This is a genomic window from Photobacterium sagamiensis, assembly GCF_050337085.1.
Taxonomy (GTDB): Bacteria; Pseudomonadota; Gammaproteobacteria; order Enterobacterales; family Vibrionaceae; genus Photobacterium; species Photobacterium sagamiensis.
Genome location: NZ_JAKJSP010000017.1, coordinates 48550 through 67036 on the forward strand (window position 1 = coordinate 48550; position 18487 = coordinate 67036).

Sequence of the window (18487 nt, forward strand, 5' to 3'; positions counted from 1 at the left end):
GTTACGGGTTAAATAATGAAACAAATCAAAGTATTGGCTCAGTTCTACGTCGACTTGCTGGTCAAGTTAGGCATTGTGCGGTTCAGTATGTTACTGGCGCTGGCCTTGGTGGCTCTTGCCGTGGTGGTTCAGGTCGGGGTGACCTTAGTGCTTCAGGGCGAAGTGCTTGACATTGATATTGTCCGTTCGGTGTTTTTCGGTCTGTTGATCACGCCGTGGGCGGTTTACTTTTTATCGGTGGTGGTGGATCAGTTAGAGGATTCCCGCCAGCGCCTGTCCAAACTCGTGACCAAGCTGGAAGAGATGCGCTCCCGTGATATGCAGCTGAATAAACAGCTACAGAGCAATATTACTCAGCTGAATCAGGAAATTGAAGAACGTGAGAAGGCGGAAGAAGCACGTCAGCTCGCAATGCAAGATTTAGAGAATGAGGTCTACCAGCGTGAAAATGCCCAGCTTGAGCTGGCAGAGCAGAGTGCACTGGTAAAGTCATTCCTCGATGCTTCACCGGATCTGATCTATTACCGCAATGAAAAAGGCGAGTTTTCCGGTTGTAACCGGGCGATGGAAGAGCTGACGGGCAAAACAGAAAAACAGTTGGTAGGGTTGACGCCGTGGGATGTCTATAGCAAAGAAGTCGCGACGAAAATAGCTGAAACCGATCAGCAGGTGTTTCAGCAAAATGTTTCTCTCACTTATGAGCAGTGGCTGGATTACCCTGACGGGGGAAAGGCGATATTTGAGTTACGTAAAGTCCCGTTTTACAGTCGTGAAGGACGTCGTTTAGGCCTGATGGGCTTTGGCCGGGATATTACCGAACGTAAGCAGTATCAGGACGCGCAGGAAAAAGCCAGCCGCGATAAGACCGCGTTCATTTCAACCATTAGCCATGAATTACGTACGCCGCTAAATGGTATTGTCGGTCTAAGCCGTATGTTGCTGGAGACGAAACTGGATGACGAGCAACGAGGCTACATGCGAACCGTTCATGTCAGTGCAATTACCTTAGGTAATATTTTTAATGACATTATCGATATGGATAAGTCGGATCGCCGTCGTTTAGAATTGTTGCCTAAACCCTTGGACTTCCATGAGTTTGTTGCCGATATGGAAAATATTTCCAGTTTAATGGCAGAGCAGAAAGGGTTGCGTTTTGATTTAGAGCGGTTAACGCAATTGCCTGCCTGCATTGAAGTCGACAGTACCCGCTTACGTCAGGTGTTGTGGAACCTGATCGGTAATGCCACCAAATTCACCAAAGAAGGTGGGGTGGTTCTGTCGATCAGTAGCGAGCTCCACGATAACGAGGCTGAGATCATCTTTGAGGTAGAAGATAGCGGTATCGGTATTCCGGTATCAGAGCTGGATAAGATTTTCGCGATGTATTATCAGGTCAAAGAGGGTGACGATAACCTGCATGCGGTGGGTACCGGAATCGGTCTGGCGGTATCGCGTCAGCTGGTGCATCTGATGGGGGGCGATATTACCGTGACATCGGATGTGGGTGAAGGCAGTACGTTTACCGTCACCATTCGTGTTCCGCTGGTGGAAAGCGTCATCGAAGAAGAAGCGATGCCAGTGGTTCCGCAATGCAGTTTAAATATCTTAATGGTTGAAGACATTGAGCTGAATATTACGGTTGCCAAGGCATTGCTTGAAAGTCTTGGTCATGACGTCACGGTTGCAATGCGTGGCGATGAAGCCCTGCGGCTGTTTGATCCTGAAGCCTTTGATCTGGTGCTGCTCGATATCCAGTTACCGGATATGACCGGTTTTGATATTGCTCAGGCACTGCGTGAAAAGTATGATCATTTGCCAGCTTTAGTGGCATTAACGGCTAACGTCATTAGTGACAAAGCCGAATACCTTGATAAGGGCATGGATGAGGCTCTTAGTAAACCATTAAGCGTTAAAGCAATAACCGATGTGATCCAACGTCTGGTATTGACTTGCTCCCTTGATGAGCCGGATGATCCTGCATATGACGATGCGACGGACACCCCGAGTGATGAGATGATTAGCCAGCTGCTTGATCTGGAAATGCTCACATCGTATGTCGAAATTGTTGGTTCAAAGCCGGTGTATGAGAGTATCGCGATGTTTGAAAAAATGATGCCGGAGTACATAGCGATCTTAGATTCTAATATGACCGCGAAAGATAAAGACGGTATCAAATTTGAAGCCCATAAAATTAAAGGGGCGGCAGGTTCGATTGGCTTAAAGCATATCCAGCAGGTCGCGCAGAAGGCTCAGTCGCCAGAGCTGCCAGCATGGTGGGAGAACATTAATGATTGGGTTGATGAGATCAAAAATGGTTATCTGAATGATATTCAGGTCTTGAAGGAATGGCTTGCTCAGCAGAAGAAAGCATAATCAAGACTAGTCAAATATACTAATTTACAATGCTAAAAAGGCTCCCACGGGAGCCTTTTTTCTATCTAACTGGTTGTTGCTGACGGGTAAGGGGTCTTACCATGCTGCAATGCCAATTATTCTTCGCCGAGATCACCGCAGAAGCGATAGCCTTCACCGTGAATCGTCGCAATGATTTCAGGAGTATCAGCAACAGATTCGAAGTGCTTACGGATACGACGAATCGTTACGTCAACTGTCCGGTCATGAGGTTTTAGCTCTCGGCCCGTCATTTTTTTCAACAGATCAGCACGAGTCTGGATCTTGCCCGGGTTTTCACAGAAGTGAAGCAGGGCACGGAACTCAGAACGTGGCAGTTTGAACTGATCACCATTTGGACTGACGAGAGAGCGGCTGTTAATTTCTAGCGACCAATCGTTGAACTCATATCGCTCTACCAGCTTTTTGTCTTCAGTTGGCAGGCCTTGATTCATTGCACGAGTCAACAGGTTACGCGCACGAATGGTCAGCTCACGAGGGTTGAATGGCTTGGTGATGTAATCATCGGCACCAATTTCAAGACCCAGGATCTTATCAACTTCATTATCACGTCCCGTTAGGAACATTAATGCCATATCACCTTGCTCACGCAGTTCACGTGCGAGTAATAGGCCATTTTTACCTGGAAGATTGATGTCCATGATCACCAGGTGAACATGGTGCTCTGAAAGCATCTGGTGCATTTCAGCGCCATCGTTGGCTTCGAATACCGTGTAACCTTCAGCCTCAAAAATGCTTTTAAGGGTGTTACGTGTTACGTGCTCGTCTTCTACAATTAGAATGTGAGGGGTTTGCATTGGCAGTACCTAATTTCAATAAAACTAAAACTGGTCAAAAATAGAATAGTTAAATTCTATAAAAAAAATTCACATACAGGCAAAGTATTAGACAAAATACTTTTCTTTACGCTGTAAAGCAGCCTGTTTGGTATGCCATCCATAAATTCAGTGTGTTTTTGTGTCATCACAAGACTGAAAGGCCCGATATTCTACGGGTATTGGCTACAATCTCCCTGGGATGGCGACGATTGTAAGCACTTAACAGCTCGCTAACAATATTGCGGTTTTGTTTCGATACCGCTTTCTGGGTGTTTTTTGATTTACATCAAATCTGGTGAAGATGCATTACGGATCTTCAGGTTGATAAACATTCGCGATAAATTGAGACATCATTAACTGACTGAATCTGCGATGTGTAAAAACGCCTCACTGTGGCGAAGCTATCAAACCATTTCATTTAAAGCCGGGCAACACCCTGTTTACTATTCTTTTGCAATTCTAACAGCATTTAATCCCAGAAGCATTGTTCTTAATAGTTTGGACAATCAAAAACGTAACAAACTATTAAAAAATGAGTTGGCGATGTTAACTGTGTCATATTTTCCTGTGAGTTGCTGCGCGCCGGATGGTAGTTGGGAAGAGGAGGGGTATATTGTCGATATAAGGGCAGAGCAGGCATATCTATTAGCCAAAGAATGGCAGCAAAACGCTATCTACTGGGTTGAGGCCAACCAGTTATATCTGGTGCCAGTGTTACTTAAGGGTTTTAAAAAACAAAGACTAGGTGAATTTTCAGCCTTTTTCTACACTTAATGGAACTCATATCTATTTACGGCGTTCTATGTGAAAGGTATCTGTGCTGGTAAATAGAATTCGAGATTGCTCGTGGAATTGGAATCCATAACCTTGGAAAGGTTAACTAAGGAGTAAGTGAGATGAAAGATCTATTACCTGACTTGTGTGATCACTATGAACAGGATGTTAGCTGGCTGCCTCTTACATTTCAGAATTATGGCGGCAAAAAAATATTTTATGGCGAAGTCGTTACTCTTCGCTGTTTTGAAGATAACAGTTTAGTGCGTGAGATTGTGTCGCAAGATGGCAGAGGAAAAGTACTGTTTATTGACGGTCATGGTTCATGTAATCGGGCGTTACTGGGTGATCAGCTGGCTTTACTGGCCGTTGAAAACGGCTGGCAGGGCATCATTATTAATGGTGCGGCTCGCGATGTTGGTACATTGGCTACGCTGGAACTTGGGGTTAAAGCACTGGGCGTCTGCCCGTTTAAAACGGTGAAACGCCAGAGCGGCGATAAGAATATGACGTTGATTGTCGGACACACCATGATTTATCCCGGCGATTACGTCTACGCTGATCTTAACGGTATCTTGTTAAGCCGTCAGCCTCTGAACTTGTCTGTGCTGTAAATAATGATATGCCCAAGCTACCTCGCATCTTGAGGTGGTTAGGGGATCGTACCTACCAAATTAAATGGCGGTACCATGATGGGCCGTCATTAGGATCAGAAGCGATACCCAATTCCAAGCAGATAAATTTGTTCTAAGGCTTCGTAATCAAGGGTTGCATGCAGGTCGACCTTCTCTGTCATTTTATACTGACTGCTAAATTCAACGCCGAGTATAGTATCCCGATCAACGGTTTCGGATGTGACGGCACTTTTCAGGCTAACTTTCGGTGTTACTTGATATTTAACCCCCGATAAAACCCCACGACTGGCAGATACCATATCATTACCAGAAGAGAGACGAGTGCTGAGATAAAGCTCCAGGCTATTGTTGAGCGAATAGGCATAGCCACTATCAATCTGCCACAGATCGAATTGATCTGCTGATCGTGAATTTGAAGACATAAACCAGCCGGAGGGAGCATTATCACCGATAATGCTGAAAAGTCCCTTTTCTGCTGCTGTTGTTGGTAAAGCCACGACCAGCAGGGCTAATGTGATCAGCAATTTTTTCATTACGTCACCATCCCTGTTCTTAATTTTGCTTATGCTTATCCATGTTAGAGCACAATTCTAATTATTAACATGCAATGAGACACATAATGAGACTTTCTGCATAAAATTGGGCTTTGTCACAAAATGTCGACTCTTTCCTATACCACGCAGATCCGGCTGGAATGCATTATTTTCGTAGTCGATGTGCCTTTTTATAGGGATAGACATCTTCATACTGGCCATGCGTGATGTTTTGCTGGAGTTGCTGCCAGTATTGGGCCTCAAATAAGTCACTGTGCAGTTCATTAAACAGCGCACGGACTTTTGGGTTGATCAACAGGAAGGTGCGAAACTCTTCAGGAAAGACATCGTTGATCCCCACGCTGTACCAAGGCTCTGCGGCCATCTCATCTTCCGGATAACGAGGCGGTGGGATCTTGCGAAAGTTCATTTCTGTCATGTAGCTGATTTCATCATAGTCGTAAAACACGACTCGCTTATGACGGGTAACCCCGAAGTTCTTAAATAGCATATCACCAGGGAAAATATTGGCCGCAGCTAATTGCTTGATAGCTTTGCCATATTCGTCGACAGCATGACGAAGATCATCATCGTTAGCCTGCTCAACATAAATATTGAACGGGATCATTCGTCGCTCCATATAGAGATGCTTGATAATGATCTTATCCTTGGTCACTTTAATGATCGAAGGAGCCACGTCGAGTAACTCAGCCAGTAACTCGTCGCTGAAGCGATGGCGTTCAAAGGTGAAATTACGATATTCCTGGGTATCGGCCATGCGACCGACCCGGTCGTGTTCTTTAACCAGTTTATATTTCTCTCGTACCGTGGCGTGGCTTATAGCTTTTTGTGGAGCGAATTTATCTTTGATGATTTTGAAGACAAAACCATAAGATGGCAGGGTAAATACCGACATCACCATCCCCTTAATTCCCGGAGCAGAGACAAACTGATCGTCAGAGTGTTCCAGATGATCTAGAAATTCCCGGTATAACTCGGTTTTACCATGTTTCTGACAACCTATTGCGGTATACAGCTCGGCGTTGGTTTTGTTGGGAATGATATTCGACAGAAAGCGTACCAATGCTGCCGGAGCGGGGGCGTAAACCATGAAGTAAGAACGGGCAAAACCAAAGATAATACTGACATCATTGACGTGGCAGATACAGGCATCGATATATAGCTGCTTGTTGCTGTTACTCAGTACCGGCAATACCAAAGGGATAGTTTGATCCTGGTCGTTATGGCGGAGTGTGATGCATCCGATTAAATAAGCGGCCTTATTGCGGTAGAAAGGTTCCCGGACCAGTTCAAGGGTGGTATCTCGGTTGAGGGCACCACCGAATTCATGCTGTAAGTGGTCAATGATTAACGTGATATCCTGCTGTTTATCTTCCCAGTCCAAGGTGAAGGGGGTGTCATCAAGCATGCGCTCAAATAGCGCCGAGAGCCCAGAGCGGGCGGTATAGAGGCGTGTTAGCTGAGTCGGATAGGTTGGAATGCGGTTTTCTTGTGAACTATGGACAAACAGCTTGTCACGGTTGATATTGCGGTGTTCGAAAATTCGGCAATAGACAGAATTAAAAAAACTTTCTGCGATTTCATATCGAGGGTAATCGAGCAGCAGATTTTCATAGGCAGATTTAACCGCCATTAAAAAAGAACGGTTAGCATAGCGTTCACCCAGCATGATCTGAATTTGGCTGGTGACTAAGCCGACATGGTGGTCATAAAAGCTGATCCGCTTTTTGAGTGCCAGATGAACCGCTGACCAGTCCTGATGTTCAAACCTTTCCTGCGCGCCTGCCGTTACATCGAGGAATCGACCATACATGGCATCAAAGCCTTGCAAGATGGTATGGGCGACAAGCTGTTCCATTGCTGCTGTCATTCGGGAGTCCCTCCGAATTGATTTTTTATGTCATTACTATTCACTATGCAACGTGGAGAGGCGAACTGCAATAAACGATGGTTGTTTTTTATACTTTTTCCGAATAATAAGATTGTACTAAGTGGGTTACGGTTGTTGTGATTTTATCGACTAAGCGATAAAACGTGGTTGACTCTGAATCCTGGTTCCGGTAAATGTAAAGTAATGCAGAATTTTGAGTAAATCGACAACACACATGTTTAACGTTATCAGTACAACCACCACCATTATTATTACCGGCACAATGAGTGCTGGGGCGGGCTGATGCGTATACGATTTATATGAAAAAGCCCGCACTTCACACAGTGCGGGCTTTTTTTTTAACTTCACGGAATTGAATGAATTCGGTCTTTTTTTGCTACTTATGCAATGTAGTAGTAAATAAATTAGGAACTTGGGAGTAGGGAATGCGAGTATTTAAGTTTGGTGGTTCATCGTTGGCTGATGCTGAACGATTTTTAAGGGCAGCGGATATCATCGCCAATAATGTCCAGCAAGGGGATGTGTCTGTGGTGCTGTCTGCGCCGGGCAAAGTCACGAATAAATTGGTGTCAGTGATCGACAGTACGGTAAATACCGGCGATGCCGAGCTTCAACTTGCCGATCTTGAAGCGGTATTTACGTCGCTGTTTGAAGGCTTATTGGCTCTGGAGCCTAAATTTGATAAAGCCTTGCTTGATGCCAAACTGGCCAGCTCGCTGGGGCAGCTGAAGCAGTATGTGCATGGAATGAAGTTGTTAGGCCTGTGTCCTGATAATGTTTATGCCAAAGTGATCAGTAAAGGTGAGCGGCTGTCGATTGTGGCGATGAAAGCGCTGATTGAAGCTAAAGGCCTGGCGGCCAGCCTGATTGATCCGGTTGAATACTTGCATGCTCACGGTGATTACCTTGAAGCGCATGTCGATATTGAGGTTTCCACCGAAAACTTCAAACGTAACCCCCTCCCGCAAGGCCACGTTAATATCATGCCGGGCTTTACCGCAGGCAACAGCAAAGGTGAGCTGGTGACGTTAGGCCGTAATGGTTCCGATTATTCTGCTGCGGTATTAGCGGCTTGCTTACGTGCTGAGTGCTGTGAGATCTGGACGGATGTTGATGGTGTTTACAGCTGTGATCCGCGTATCGTTCCCGATGCTCGCCTGCTGAAATCCCTGAGCTACCAGGAAGCGATGGAGTTGTCATATTTCGGTGCTTCCGTACTGCATCCTAAAACTATCGCCCCGATTGCCCAGTTCCACATTCCCTGTTTGATTAAAAACAGCTTTAACCCTCAAGGTGCCGGTACTCTGATCGGTCAGGATACCGGTGAAGACAAGCTGGCTATCAAAGGCATTACGACCCTGAAAGACCTGACAATGGTGAATGTCTCAGGCCCTGGTATGAAAGGGATGGTTGGCATGGCGGCTCGTGTATTCAGCGCGATGTCAGCGTCAGGGGTCTCTATTGTTTTGATCACTCAGTCATCATCGGAGTACAGCATTAGCTTCTGTATTGAGAGTGCGGATAAAGCCGTTGCTCAAGAGACGTTGCAGAACTGCTTTGAACTTGAGCTGAAAGAAGGCCTGTTGGAGCCGGTTGAGTTTCTTGGTGACTCGGCTATCGTTACCCTGGTTGGTGATGGCATGCGGACATCTCGTGGTGTGGCATCACAGTTCTTCACGTCGCTGGCTGAAGTCGACGTGAATGTTATTGCGATTGCACAGGGATCTTCAGAGCGCGCGATTTCTGCCGTGATCCCGGTGGCGAAAGTGTCTGAATCGGTTAAAGCATGCCATGAGAACTTGTTCAACAGTCAACACTTCCTGGATGTCTTTGTTATCGGTGTCGGCGGCGTCGGGGGCGAGCTGGTTGAGCAGATCCGCCGTCAGCAGGCGAAATTAGCACAAAGTGGCATTGTTATCCGCGTCTGTGGTCTGGCGAACAGCAAGGGCCAGCTGCTTGATAGCAACGGTTTGCCTCTTGATAACTGGCGGGATCAGATGGGAGCAGCCCATGAGCCGCTGAGCCTGGCGAGGATGATCCAGTTAGTACAGCGTCACCACATTATTAACCCGGTCATTATTGATTGCACATCGGATCAAGGTATCGCTGAGCAGTATGTCGATTTTCTGGCTGCGGGCTTCCATGTTATTACCCCGAATAAGAAAGCCAATACCGCAAGCATGATGTATTACCACCAGTTGCGTCAGGCGGCACGTTCTAAACGTCGTAAGTTTATGTACGACACGACTGTCGGTGCCGGTTTGCCGGTGATTGAGAACCTGCAAAATCTGATGGCTGCAGGTGATGAACTTGAACGTTTCTCTGGTATTTTATCGGGCTCGCTCTCTTATATCTTCGGTAAGCTCGATGAAGGCATGAGCTTTAGCGAAGCTACGACGGTTGCCCGTAACAATAGCTTCACCGAGCCGGATCCTCGTGATGATCTGTCCGGTATGGACGTGGCGAGAAAGCTACTGATCCTTGCCCGTGAAGCCGGCATGGCACTGGAACTTGATGACGTTGTTGTTGAGCAAGCCCTGCCGCCTGGTTTTGACTCTGAAGGCTCGGTTGAAGATTTCATGGCGCGATTGCCTGAAGCCGATGAGTACTTTAAACAGCTATCAGCGGAAGCCGCCAGAGAAGACAAAGTACTGCGTTATGTCGGTGAAATTGATCATGGCAAGTGCTCGGTGAAAATCGCGGCGGTGGATCCGGACGATCCGATGTTTAAGATCAAAGACGGGGAAAATGCGCTGGCATTTTATAGCCGCTATTATCAACCGATCCCACTGGTACTACGTGGTTATGGTGCTGGTACTGAAGTTACCGCAGCCGGTGTGTTTGCGGATCTGATGCGTACATTAGGCTGGAAGCTAGGAGTATAAGATGAGTGTTGTAGTTTATGCGCCAGCGTCGATTGGCAATGTCAGTGTCGGGTTTGATGTTTTAGGTGCTGCGGTTTCACCGATTGACGGCACGCTGCTGGGGGATCGGGTGAGAGTCGCTGACGGCGAACAACCGTTTACCCTCGATTGTTTGGGGGACTTTGTTGCCAAATTACCACCAGAGCAAGAAGATAATATTGTATATCAATGTTGGCGTGTGTTTGCCCGCGAACTGGATAAAAAAGGGTTGGTGCTAAAGCCCGTTGCCATGACTCTGGAAAAGAACATGCCGATTGGTTCTGGGCTCGGGTCTAGTGCCTGCTCGGTTGTTGCGGCCTTAGATGCGCTGAACCGTTTTCATGATTTGCCTCTCAATGAGGTTGAGTTGCTGGCCTTAATGGGCGAAATGGAAGCGCTGATTTCTGGTAGTTTGCACTATGATAATGTTGCCCCTTGTTATTTGGGCGGCCTGCAATTTATGGTTGAAGAGCTGGGGATCATCAGTCAGTCCGTACCATGTTTTGATGACTGGTATTGGGTCATGGCGTATCCGGGCATTAAAGTGCCAACTGCAGAAGCTCGTGCAATTCTACCGGCTCAATACCGCCGCCAGGATGTTATTGCACATGGCCGCTACCTTGGTGGCTTTATTCATGCGTGTTATTCACAACAGCCGGAGCTTGCAGCGAAAATGGTTAAAGATGTGGTTGCAGAACCATATCGCGAAAGATTGTTACCGGGTTTTTCCAAGGCAAGACAATATGCGCTAGAAGCTGGCGCACTGGCCAGTGGGATCTCTGGCTCTGGACCAACGATGTTTAGTGTCTGTAATGACCTCGAAGTCGCAAAACGTATTGCACGTTGGCTCGAAGAGAATTATGTTCAGAATGATGAAGGATTTGTCCATGTCTGTCGCCTTGACAGTCAGGGCTCAAAAGTAACAGGAAGTGAGCTATAAACTATGAAGTTGTATAACTTAAAAGAACATCAAGAGCAGGTTTCGTTTGGTCAGGCAGTACGTCAGGGTTTGGGTCGTAACCAAGGCCTGTTTTTTCCAGCAGAGTTACCTGAGCTGGGCGATATTGATGCCTTATTAGAGATGGATTTTGTTAGCCGCAGCAGTAAAATTCTCTCTGCCTTTATTGGTGATGAGCTTGCTTCTGAGACCGTTAGCAAGATGGTAAGTAACGCATTTCAATTCCCGGCACCGATTGCAAAGGTGAAAGACGGTGTTTATGCCCTGGAGCTGTTCCATGGCCCGACGCTGGCATTTAAAGACTTTGGTGGCCGCTTTATGGCTCAGTCACTGGCTGCAGTGTCGGATAGCGACGCTAAAGTGACTATTTTAACCGCGACATCCGGTGATACCGGTGCGGCGGTTGCGCATGCCTTCTATGGTATGGACAATATTAAGGTCGTGATTTTGTATCCGAAAGGCAAAATCAGCCCGTTGCAGGAAAAACTGTTCTGCACCCTTGGTCGTAATATCACGACCGTTGCCGTCGAAGGTACATTCGATGATTGCCAGGCCCTGGTTAAAAACGCATTTGATGATGCAGAGTTGCGTCAGGAAGTCGGCCTTAACTCGGCTAACTCAATCAACATCAGCCGGTTGATGGCGCAGATCTGCTACTACTTTGAAGCGGTTTCTCAGCTGCCAAAAGCACAGCGTGATAATCTGGTGATTTCGGTACCAAGTGGTAACTTTGGTAACCTGACTGCAGGCCTGTTGGCGAAAGCATTAGGGCTTCCTGTTAAGCGCTTTATTATTGCGACTAATGTTAATGATACTGTGCCACGTTATTTACAGACTGGCGAGTGGGCACCAACACCAACTATCCCAACGATCTCTAACGCAATGGATGTGAGTGAGCCAAACAACTGGCCGCGTATCGAAGAGTTGTGTCAGCTTAAAGGCTGGGGACTGGGCGAGCTTGGCTACGGTGCGGTAACGGATGAGCAAACGGCTGAAACGTTACGTCAGATGAACACTGAAGGTTACTTGTGCGAGCCACATGGTGCGATTGCCTACCGCGTGCTTAACGAGCAATTACAACAAGGCGAAACCGGTCTGTTCCTGTGTACCGCGCACCCGGCGAAGTTTAAAGAAGTGGTTGATGAGATCCTTGATATCAATGTTGATCTGCCGGCACCATTGGCCAAACATGGTGCAATGGAGCTGCTGTCACTAGAGCGTGATAATGACTTTGACCAGTTGAAAGCTGTGCTGCAAAGCGTACAGGATTAATGTAGACCAGATGTACGCATCATAGTGATCGAAAAGGGAGCCAATCGGCTCCCTTTGTTATATCTGCCATACCGATTGGTATTAGACGAAGATACAAAAAAACGGCATCAATGATGCCGTTTTTACCACTTAGTTTACCAGAGCTGTGCGCGTTGAGATCACAGGCTTTTAGTAAATGTACGTGCAATAACGTCGCGCTGTTGGTCAGGCGTTAGCGAATTGAAACGTACAGCATAACCCGATACACGAATAGTTAGCTGAGGATACTTTTCTGGGTGTTTAGCCGCATCTTCTAGCGTTTCACGCTTAAGAACGTTAACGTTCAGGTGCTGACCGCCTTCGATTTTAGCCGGAGCTTCGATAGCCAGTTCGCGGTACTCAATCTCACCAAGTTCTGCTGTCGCTATAACTTGATCTTCTTCGTAACCTGACTGTGCACATACACAGCGAGCCTGGTTTGTTTCGCTATCCAATAACCAGATAGAGTTCAGTAGTTCGTTGTTTGCTGTTTTAGTAATTTGAATACCGGTGATCATGACTTACTCCTTCGAAGGATGTTGTTAGTTTTTCAATTTCTTGTTGAGTTGCGTATTATATACCTCGCAACCAAGAAAAAGATATTGATTTAGATCAAAAAACAACAATAAACCTTAATTTGAATAGGGCTGTTTTTTTGAGCTAAATCAATCTAACCTTATTTTTTCAGTGTTCACAATAATATTTTATTCTTTCAAAAATATTTTAATAGATCATTTGTAGTAAAATTACAACAAAACCCGAGGTGTTTTTCATTGTTTTAGCGAAGGAATGTGTCCTGTGTCTGATCAATGTGTTGTAACTAATGTGGAAAAACAACACAACTAAGAGGTAATAAAATGAAGTTAATCGGCGCTCATGTGTCTGCTGCTGGTGGGGTATTTAATGCGCCGGAAAATGCGGCCAGGATCGGAGCAAATGCATTTGCATTGTTTACCAAGAACCAAAGACAGTGGGCAGCAAAACCCCTTGAACAAGATGTGATTAAGGCATTCAAAGCGCGTTGCCAGCAATATGGTTTCAGTGCCGATGCCATTTTGCCTCACGATTCTTATCTGATTAACCTGGGGGCGCCTGAAACTGAGAAACTGGAAAAGTCTCGTGCAGCCTTTATCGATGAAATGCAGCGCTGCAATCAGCTTGGTTTAACCCTGTTGAATTTCCATCCGGGTAGTCATTTGAAGAAAATTTCAGAGCACGATTGCCTGTCGTTAATTGCGGAGTCGATTAATCTTGCCCATCAACAAGTGCCAGATGTTGTCGCGGTCATTGAGAATACGGCTGGCCAGGGTTCCAATTTAGGCTGGCGCTTTGAGCATCTGGCTGAAATTATTGCGCAAGTTGATGATAAGAGCCGAGTCGGAGTCTGTATCGATACCTGCCATACTTTTGCCGCTGGTTATGATCTGCGTACAGAAGCGGCGACAGAGGCGACTTTTTCAGAATTCGATCAGATCGTTGGGATGAATTATTTACGTGGTATGCATTTAAATGATTCGAAGGGCGGCCTCGGCAGCCATCTCGATCGCCACCATAGCTTAGGTGAAGGCGAGATTGGCTGGGACTGTTTCCGCTATCTGATGCGTGATAACCGATTTGATAATATTCCCCTGGTGCTGGAAACCATTAACCCGGATCTCTGGCAGCAAGAAATCATGACGTTACGCTCATTCGTAAACGCAGAGATCTAATAGAGGTTTGCTCCTGAACTTCAGGCCGGATGCAGGTAGAATATGAGGCTTACAAAAGTATCAGGAGCATGTAATGAACCATTCACTCACTTGGCATGAAATCATTGAGCAGGAAAAACAGCAAGCTTATTTTCAGCACGTAGAACAGTTTGTTGCGACAGAGCGTGCCAAGGGAAAAGTCATTTACCCTGCAGAAAAAGATGTCTTCAATGCTTTTGACTCCACCCCATTTAATCAGGTTAAAGTCGTTATTCTGGGACAGGATCCTTATCACGGTCCCGATCAGGCTCACGGCTTGAGTTTTTCGGTATTACCGGGTGTTAAAACACCACCATCACTGGCCAATATGTATAAGGAGCTGGCGACTGATATTCCGAGCTTTGAGATCCCGGATCATGGCTGTTTGCAAAGCTGGGCCGAGCAAGGCGTATTATTGCTCAATACCGTGTTGACCGTGGAACAGGGGCAAGCGCATTCCCATGCCAAAATTGGCTGGGAAACCTTTACTGACCGCATTATTGAAATGCTGGATCACCACCTGGAAGGCGTGGTGTTTTTGTTATGGGGCGCTCACGCACAGAAAAAAGGTAAGAGAATAAAAGGTGAAAAGCATCATATATTGAAGTCGGCGCACCCGTCACCGCTGTCTGCTTATCGTGGCTTCTTCGGCTGTCAGCATTTTTCACAGACGAACCTGTTGCTAAAGCAGATGAATAAAACGGAGATTAACTGGCAACCCAGAGCGTTTGCGTAACTGACGTCAGTTCGCAAATTGAACAATTTGCAAGCAGGATCAATATGCTTTTTCCGGCAATGACATACACTTAACTAGTAACGATTAGGGAAATGTCGTCTGGGAGTGAACTATGATTTTGGAAATTATTCATACTGAACACGGTTACATTAATCGCTTGCTGAATGTGTTGCAGCAGAAGTTAGAAATGATTAAAAAAGGTCAGTCAGTTGATTACAGCTTGATCAAGGATATTGTTGACTACCTGCACAATTATGCTCAGTGCTGCCACCATCCGAAAGAAGATATCTTGTATCACTATTATCAGTCGCACTATGCCAAGAATGACGATATGAAAAATCTGGAGCAGGAGCATCTGGAGCTGGCGCAATTAACCCGTGAGTTTGCTGAGACGGTAGATATGATCCTGATGGATGCTGTGATCCCGTTGGATCTGTTTGCAGAAAGGCTGAATACTTTTGTTACCCACCAGAAAGCCCATCTTGAGTTAGAAGAAAAACAGGTTTTTCCTCTTATCCGCCGCCATTTTACTGCTAAGGACTGGCTGGCCGTTTCGGCTGAATATCAAGGGGAGTATTCTGATCCACTGTTTGGGGATCAGGTTTCGGAACGCTACCTGAAACTTTCGAAGCGCCTTTCAGTCTGAATCGCGATAGAGCGATAGAAAGAAAAAGCGCCAGTAATAGCAAACTGACTAATAATCTGGCGCTTTGATTACCAATCGAATCAAATAACGGCACGTTAAGTGATTCGATTGGTCTGAAGTTAATATTCAGCCATTTCGTCCGAACATTCTCTAAATATATCAATATCTTCTAATTCTTTACGCAGTTTTTGCCTGTCCTTTAAAGCTTCAATTTCACGCCATTTACGTTTCTCAGGCTTACTCCTAGAGCGACGTACCGGGCGTTCTGTTGCAAGAATGTCATCGAATGCATAGCTATCCATAGAGCACCTCTTTCTTACATATTGGTATTAACTAAATATCATATCGAGCATTAAAATAATATTGAGGTGTTTCGCAAATGTTACTTATTGATGAATTTTTTATGTGTTGGCAATCACATTTATCAGCTGGTTGCGTAAAAAGTGAGCAAAATCAGCGTTTCGTGCAAAAATGTATTTAGGGTATTTCTCATCAACTGATGCGGTTGGCTCTTAAATGGATCGAGGAATAAATTACAATAAATGCATACTGTTAAGTTATTATACTCACTTCGAATATTGATGCTAACAACGTAAATTCACATGATTTTTTGCCATTTGTAGTGTGCGAGAGAACAAACACTTCTTAACGGCCTTTTCAGGCACAGACTTTGTTGGGAAGTCTCTGATTATTTTGTGTCAGACCTTTGCTGCATCATAAGAGCAACTCAGGTTGTTAGACGACTATTTTTATCGTGTCTGACTCGCTAAATTATCGAGAAGATGCCGTTTGTTGACGATTTTTAGAGGGGGTTGCTGTGGCAAGCCAGATTAATTTTTTAAACGATCTGTTGTGGGGCTCAGTACTCATCTACCTCCTGATTGGTGTGGGGGTTTTCTTTACCTATCGCCTGGGGTTTATTCAGTTCAGGCACTTTGGCCATATGTTCAAAGTGATGAAAAACAGCCGTAAGTCAGATCAGGCGGGTATCTCATCTTTCCAGGCTCTTTGTACCAGTCTGGCGGCCAGGGTCGGAACGGGAAACATGGCCGGTGTAGCCGTTGCTCTTACTTTAGGTGGCCCAGGAGCCATATTCTGGATGTGGCTGATCGCAATGCTAGGCATGGCCACGGCGTTTGCAGAGAGTGCCCTTGCCCAGCTGTATAAAACCCGTGACGATGATGGTAACTACCGCGGTGGCCCTGCTTATTACATGGAAAAAGGCCTCGGTATGCGCTGGATGGGGGTCGTTTTTTCGATTTGTCTAATAATTGCGTTTGGCTTGGTATTTAACTCGGTACAAGCCAATTCCATCACTCTGGCGATGAATGTCGCCTTTGGCTGGAACCCGACGTATATGGGAGTGGCTCTGGTCGTGATGACGGGAGCGATCATTTTTGGTGGCCTGCGCACCATTGCGCGTACGGCTGAAATATTAGTTCCGGCGATGGCGTTATGTTATCTGGTATTGGCGCTGTTTATTATGTTCACCAATATCGAGAAGTTGCCGGATGTACTGTCGCTGATTTTCCGCAGTGCGTTTGGCTTGGAAGAGGCGGCATCAGGCGCGCTGGGTTATAGCATTGCCCAGGGGATGATCAACGGCCTGAAGCGTGGATTGTTCTCGAATGAAGCGGGTATGGGCTCTGCACCAAATGCCGCGGCATCAGCAACGCCGTATCCGCCGCATCCTGCTTCGCAGGGCTATGTTCAGATGCTGGGTGTTTTCATGGACACCATTGTGATCTGTTCGGCGACCGTCGCGATTATCCTGATGTCAGGCGAGTATGTCCCGCATGGTGAAATTACAGGTATTGAACTAACGCAACGGGCGTTAAGTGCCCAAGTGGGCGGCTGGGGTTCGATCTTTATCGCGGTGGCTATTTTCTTTTTTGCGTTTACATCGCTGGTGGCTAATTATTCGTATGCCGAAACCAACCTGATCTTCTTAGAACATAATCATAAGGCGGGTCTGAATATTTTCCGTCTGGTTGTACTGGCGATGGTGATGTTCGGTGCAGTAGCCGATCTGCCAACGGTCTGGGCGATGGCGGATGTGTCGATGGGAATGATGGCAATCATCAACCTGGTAGCGATAGTGCTGCTGTCCGGGACGGCGGTGAAGCTGGCGAAGGATTACAATAAACAGTTAGCGCAAGGAAAAGTGCCGACATTTAACAGTAAAGATTATCCTGAGCTGCATGCCCAGCTGGAAGAAGGGATCTGGGATCAGAAGAATAAATGATAGGTTAAATGATAGGTTAAACCTATTGGTTTAATACTTAAAGCCACGCGTCTATTGCGTGGCTTTTTTTATCGATGGTGATAATCTCTTGTCATCAGCCGTTAAGGAACAAAGCCTTATGTTAATTGTGGTTTCTCCTGCCAAAACACTTGACTATGAATCGCCTCTGGCGACCCAAACGTATACCCAGCCTGAACTGACGGATCACTCCGCAGAGCTCATCGAGGTATGTCGCAAGCTGACGCCAATGGATATCGCAAGCCTGATGAAAGTGAGTGATAAAATTGCCGGTCTGAACGCGGCTCGCTTTGCTGAGTGGCAGCCGGAATTTACGATGGATAATGCCCGTCAGGCAATTTTGGCGTTCAAAGGTGATGTCTATACCGGTCTTGCTGCACAAACGATGAATGAAGATGATTATGCTTATACTCAGCAGCACCTGCGTATGCTATCGGGCCTTTATGGTTTATTGCGCCCATTGGATTTGATGCAGCCATATCGTTTAGAAATGGGCACCAAGCTAGCCAATCCTCGTGGTACTAATTTGTACCAATTCTGGGGGGATATTATTACCGATAAACTCAATGCGGCATTGGCAGAGCAGGGCGATAATATTCTGATCAACCTGGCATCGAACGAATACTTTAAATCGGTAAAACCGAAGAAGTTGGATGCACAGCTAATCACCCCGGTATTTAAAGACTGCAAGAAGGGTAACTATAAAGTTATTAGTTTCTACGCCAAGAAAGCACGTGGCATGATGGCACGTTATATCATTGATAACCGTATTAAATCGGTCGATGAGCTTAAGCAGTTTGATGTGGCGGGTTATTACTTTGTTGCTGGGGAATCGACTGACAAAGAGTTCGTATTTAAGCGCGAAGAGCAAACGAAATAA

At 46.1% G+C, this 18487-nt stretch carries 16 protein-coding genes and 1 other annotated feature; of the genes, 11 read left to right on the forward strand and 5 right to left on the reverse strand.

Translation table 11 applies throughout. The features are described from left to right. Window positions 1–15 precede the first annotated feature (15 nt). Window positions 16–2373: an aerobic respiration two-component sensor histidine kinase ArcB gene (gene arcB, locus L4D76_RS07540; protein ID WP_428440306.1), complete on the forward strand. Its 2358-nt coding sequence runs from the start codon at window positions 16–18 to the stop codon at window positions 2371–2373. A 116-nt stretch (window positions 2374–2489) separates the two neighbouring features. Here the strand turns inward: arcB and arcA are convergent, their stop codons facing one another. Next, window positions 2490–3209 carry a two-component system response regulator ArcA gene (gene arcA, locus L4D76_RS07545; RefSeq protein WP_107284110.1) on the reverse strand — a complete coding sequence of 240 codons (720 nt, stop codon included), beginning with the start codon at window positions 3207–3209 and terminating at the stop codon, window positions 2490–2492. Between the two features lie 393 nt (window positions 3210–3602). Between arcA and L4D76_RS07550 the strand changes: the two genes are divergently transcribed. Together L4D76_RS07550 and L4D76_RS07555 are read left to right on the forward strand one after the other, a co-directional pair. Further along, window positions 3603–4004: a DUF3293 domain-containing protein gene (locus tag L4D76_RS07550; RefSeq protein ID WP_428440307.1), complete on the forward strand. Its 402-nt coding sequence runs from the start codon at window positions 3603–3605 to the stop codon at window positions 4002–4004. Window positions 4005–4126: 122 nt separating this feature from the next. Beyond that, window positions 4127–4618: a putative 4-hydroxy-4-methyl-2-oxoglutarate aldolase gene (locus L4D76_RS07555; RefSeq protein ID WP_428440308.1), complete on the forward strand. Its 492-nt coding sequence runs from the start codon at window positions 4127–4129 to the stop codon at window positions 4616–4618. Between the two features lie 95 nt (window positions 4619–4713). On the opposite strand, the gene L4D76_RS07560 is transcribed toward L4D76_RS07555, so the two are convergent. Next, a complete protein-coding gene (locus L4D76_RS07560) occupies window positions 4714–5172 on the reverse strand; it encodes a hypothetical protein (protein ID WP_428440309.1) in 459 nt (152 codons plus the stop codon). 166 nt (window positions 5173–5338) lie between these two features. Beyond that, entirely contained in the window at window positions 5339–7063 is a 1725-nt protein-coding gene (gene aceK, locus L4D76_RS07565) for a bifunctional isocitrate dehydrogenase kinase/phosphatase (RefSeq protein WP_428440310.1), read from the reverse strand. Window positions 7064–7308: 245 nt separating this feature from the next. Beyond that, window positions 7309–7424: a sequence feature (Thr leader region), on the forward strand. 85 nt (window positions 7425–7509) lie between these two features. Between aceK and thrA the strand changes: the two genes are divergently transcribed. The 3 genes from thrA to thrC are packed head-to-tail and all read left to right on the forward strand — an operon-like array spanning window position 7510 to window position 12217. Continuing rightward, entirely contained in the window at window positions 7510–9969 is a 2460-nt protein-coding gene (gene thrA / locus L4D76_RS07570; protein WP_428440311.1) for a bifunctional aspartate kinase/homoserine dehydrogenase I, read from the forward strand. Between the two features lies 1 nt (window position 9970). Next, window positions 9971–10927 carry a homoserine kinase gene (gene thrB, locus L4D76_RS07575; RefSeq protein ID WP_428440312.1) on the forward strand — a complete coding sequence of 319 codons (957 nt, stop codon included), beginning with the start codon at window positions 9971–9973 and terminating at the stop codon, window positions 10925–10927. Between the two features lie 3 nt (window positions 10928–10930). Beyond that, window positions 10931–12217, forward strand: a complete 1287-nt coding sequence (gene thrC, locus L4D76_RS07580) for a threonine synthase (protein ID WP_428440313.1) — start codon at window positions 10931–10933, stop codon at window positions 12215–12217. A gap of 158 nt (window positions 12218–12375) precedes the next feature. Here the strand turns inward: thrC and grcA are convergent, their stop codons facing one another. After that, complete coding sequence (gene grcA / locus L4D76_RS07585; RefSeq protein WP_428440314.1) at window positions 12376–12753, reverse strand: autonomous glycyl radical cofactor GrcA; 378 nt, start codon at window positions 12751–12753, stop codon at window positions 12376–12378. A gap of 339 nt (window positions 12754–13092) precedes the next feature. Between grcA and nfo the strand changes: the two genes are divergently transcribed. The 3 genes from nfo (at window position 13093) to L4D76_RS07600 (ending at window position 15344) form a co-directional block, all read left to right on the forward strand. Further along, window positions 13093–13944 carry a deoxyribonuclease IV gene (gene nfo / locus L4D76_RS07590; protein ID WP_428440315.1) on the forward strand — a complete coding sequence of 284 codons (852 nt, stop codon included), beginning with the start codon at window positions 13093–13095 and terminating at the stop codon, window positions 13942–13944. Between the two features lie 73 nt (window positions 13945–14017). After that, a complete protein-coding gene (ung, locus tag L4D76_RS07595) occupies window positions 14018–14698 on the forward strand; it encodes a uracil-DNA glycosylase (protein WP_428440316.1) in 681 nt (226 codons plus the stop codon). Window positions 14699–14810: 112 nt separating this feature from the next. Further along, entirely contained in the window at window positions 14811–15344 is a 534-nt protein-coding gene (locus L4D76_RS07600; protein WP_428440317.1) for a hemerythrin domain-containing protein, read from the forward strand. Between the two features lie 119 nt (window positions 15345–15463). Here L4D76_RS07600 and L4D76_RS07605 read toward each other — a convergent pair whose 3' ends face one another. Next, the gene (locus tag L4D76_RS07605; RefSeq protein ID WP_428440318.1) at window positions 15464–15646 is read right to left on the reverse strand and encodes a DUF3545 family protein; all 183 of its coding nucleotides are present in this window, start codon (window positions 15644–15646) and stop codon (window positions 15464–15466) included. 515 nt (window positions 15647–16161) lie between these two features. On the opposite strand from L4D76_RS07605, the gene L4D76_RS07610 reads away from it, so the two are divergent. Both L4D76_RS07610 and yaaA read left to right on the forward strand, forming a co-directional pair. Beyond that, on the forward strand, window positions 16162–17589 hold the full coding sequence (locus L4D76_RS07610) for an alanine/glycine:cation symporter family protein (protein WP_428440319.1): 1428 nt from the start codon (window positions 16162–16164) through the stop codon (window positions 17587–17589). Between the two features lie 118 nt (window positions 17590–17707). Beyond that, the gene (gene yaaA, locus L4D76_RS07615) at window positions 17708–18487 is read left to right on the forward strand and encodes a peroxide stress protein YaaA (RefSeq protein ID WP_428440320.1); all 780 of its coding nucleotides are present in this window, start codon (window positions 17708–17710) and stop codon (window positions 18485–18487) included.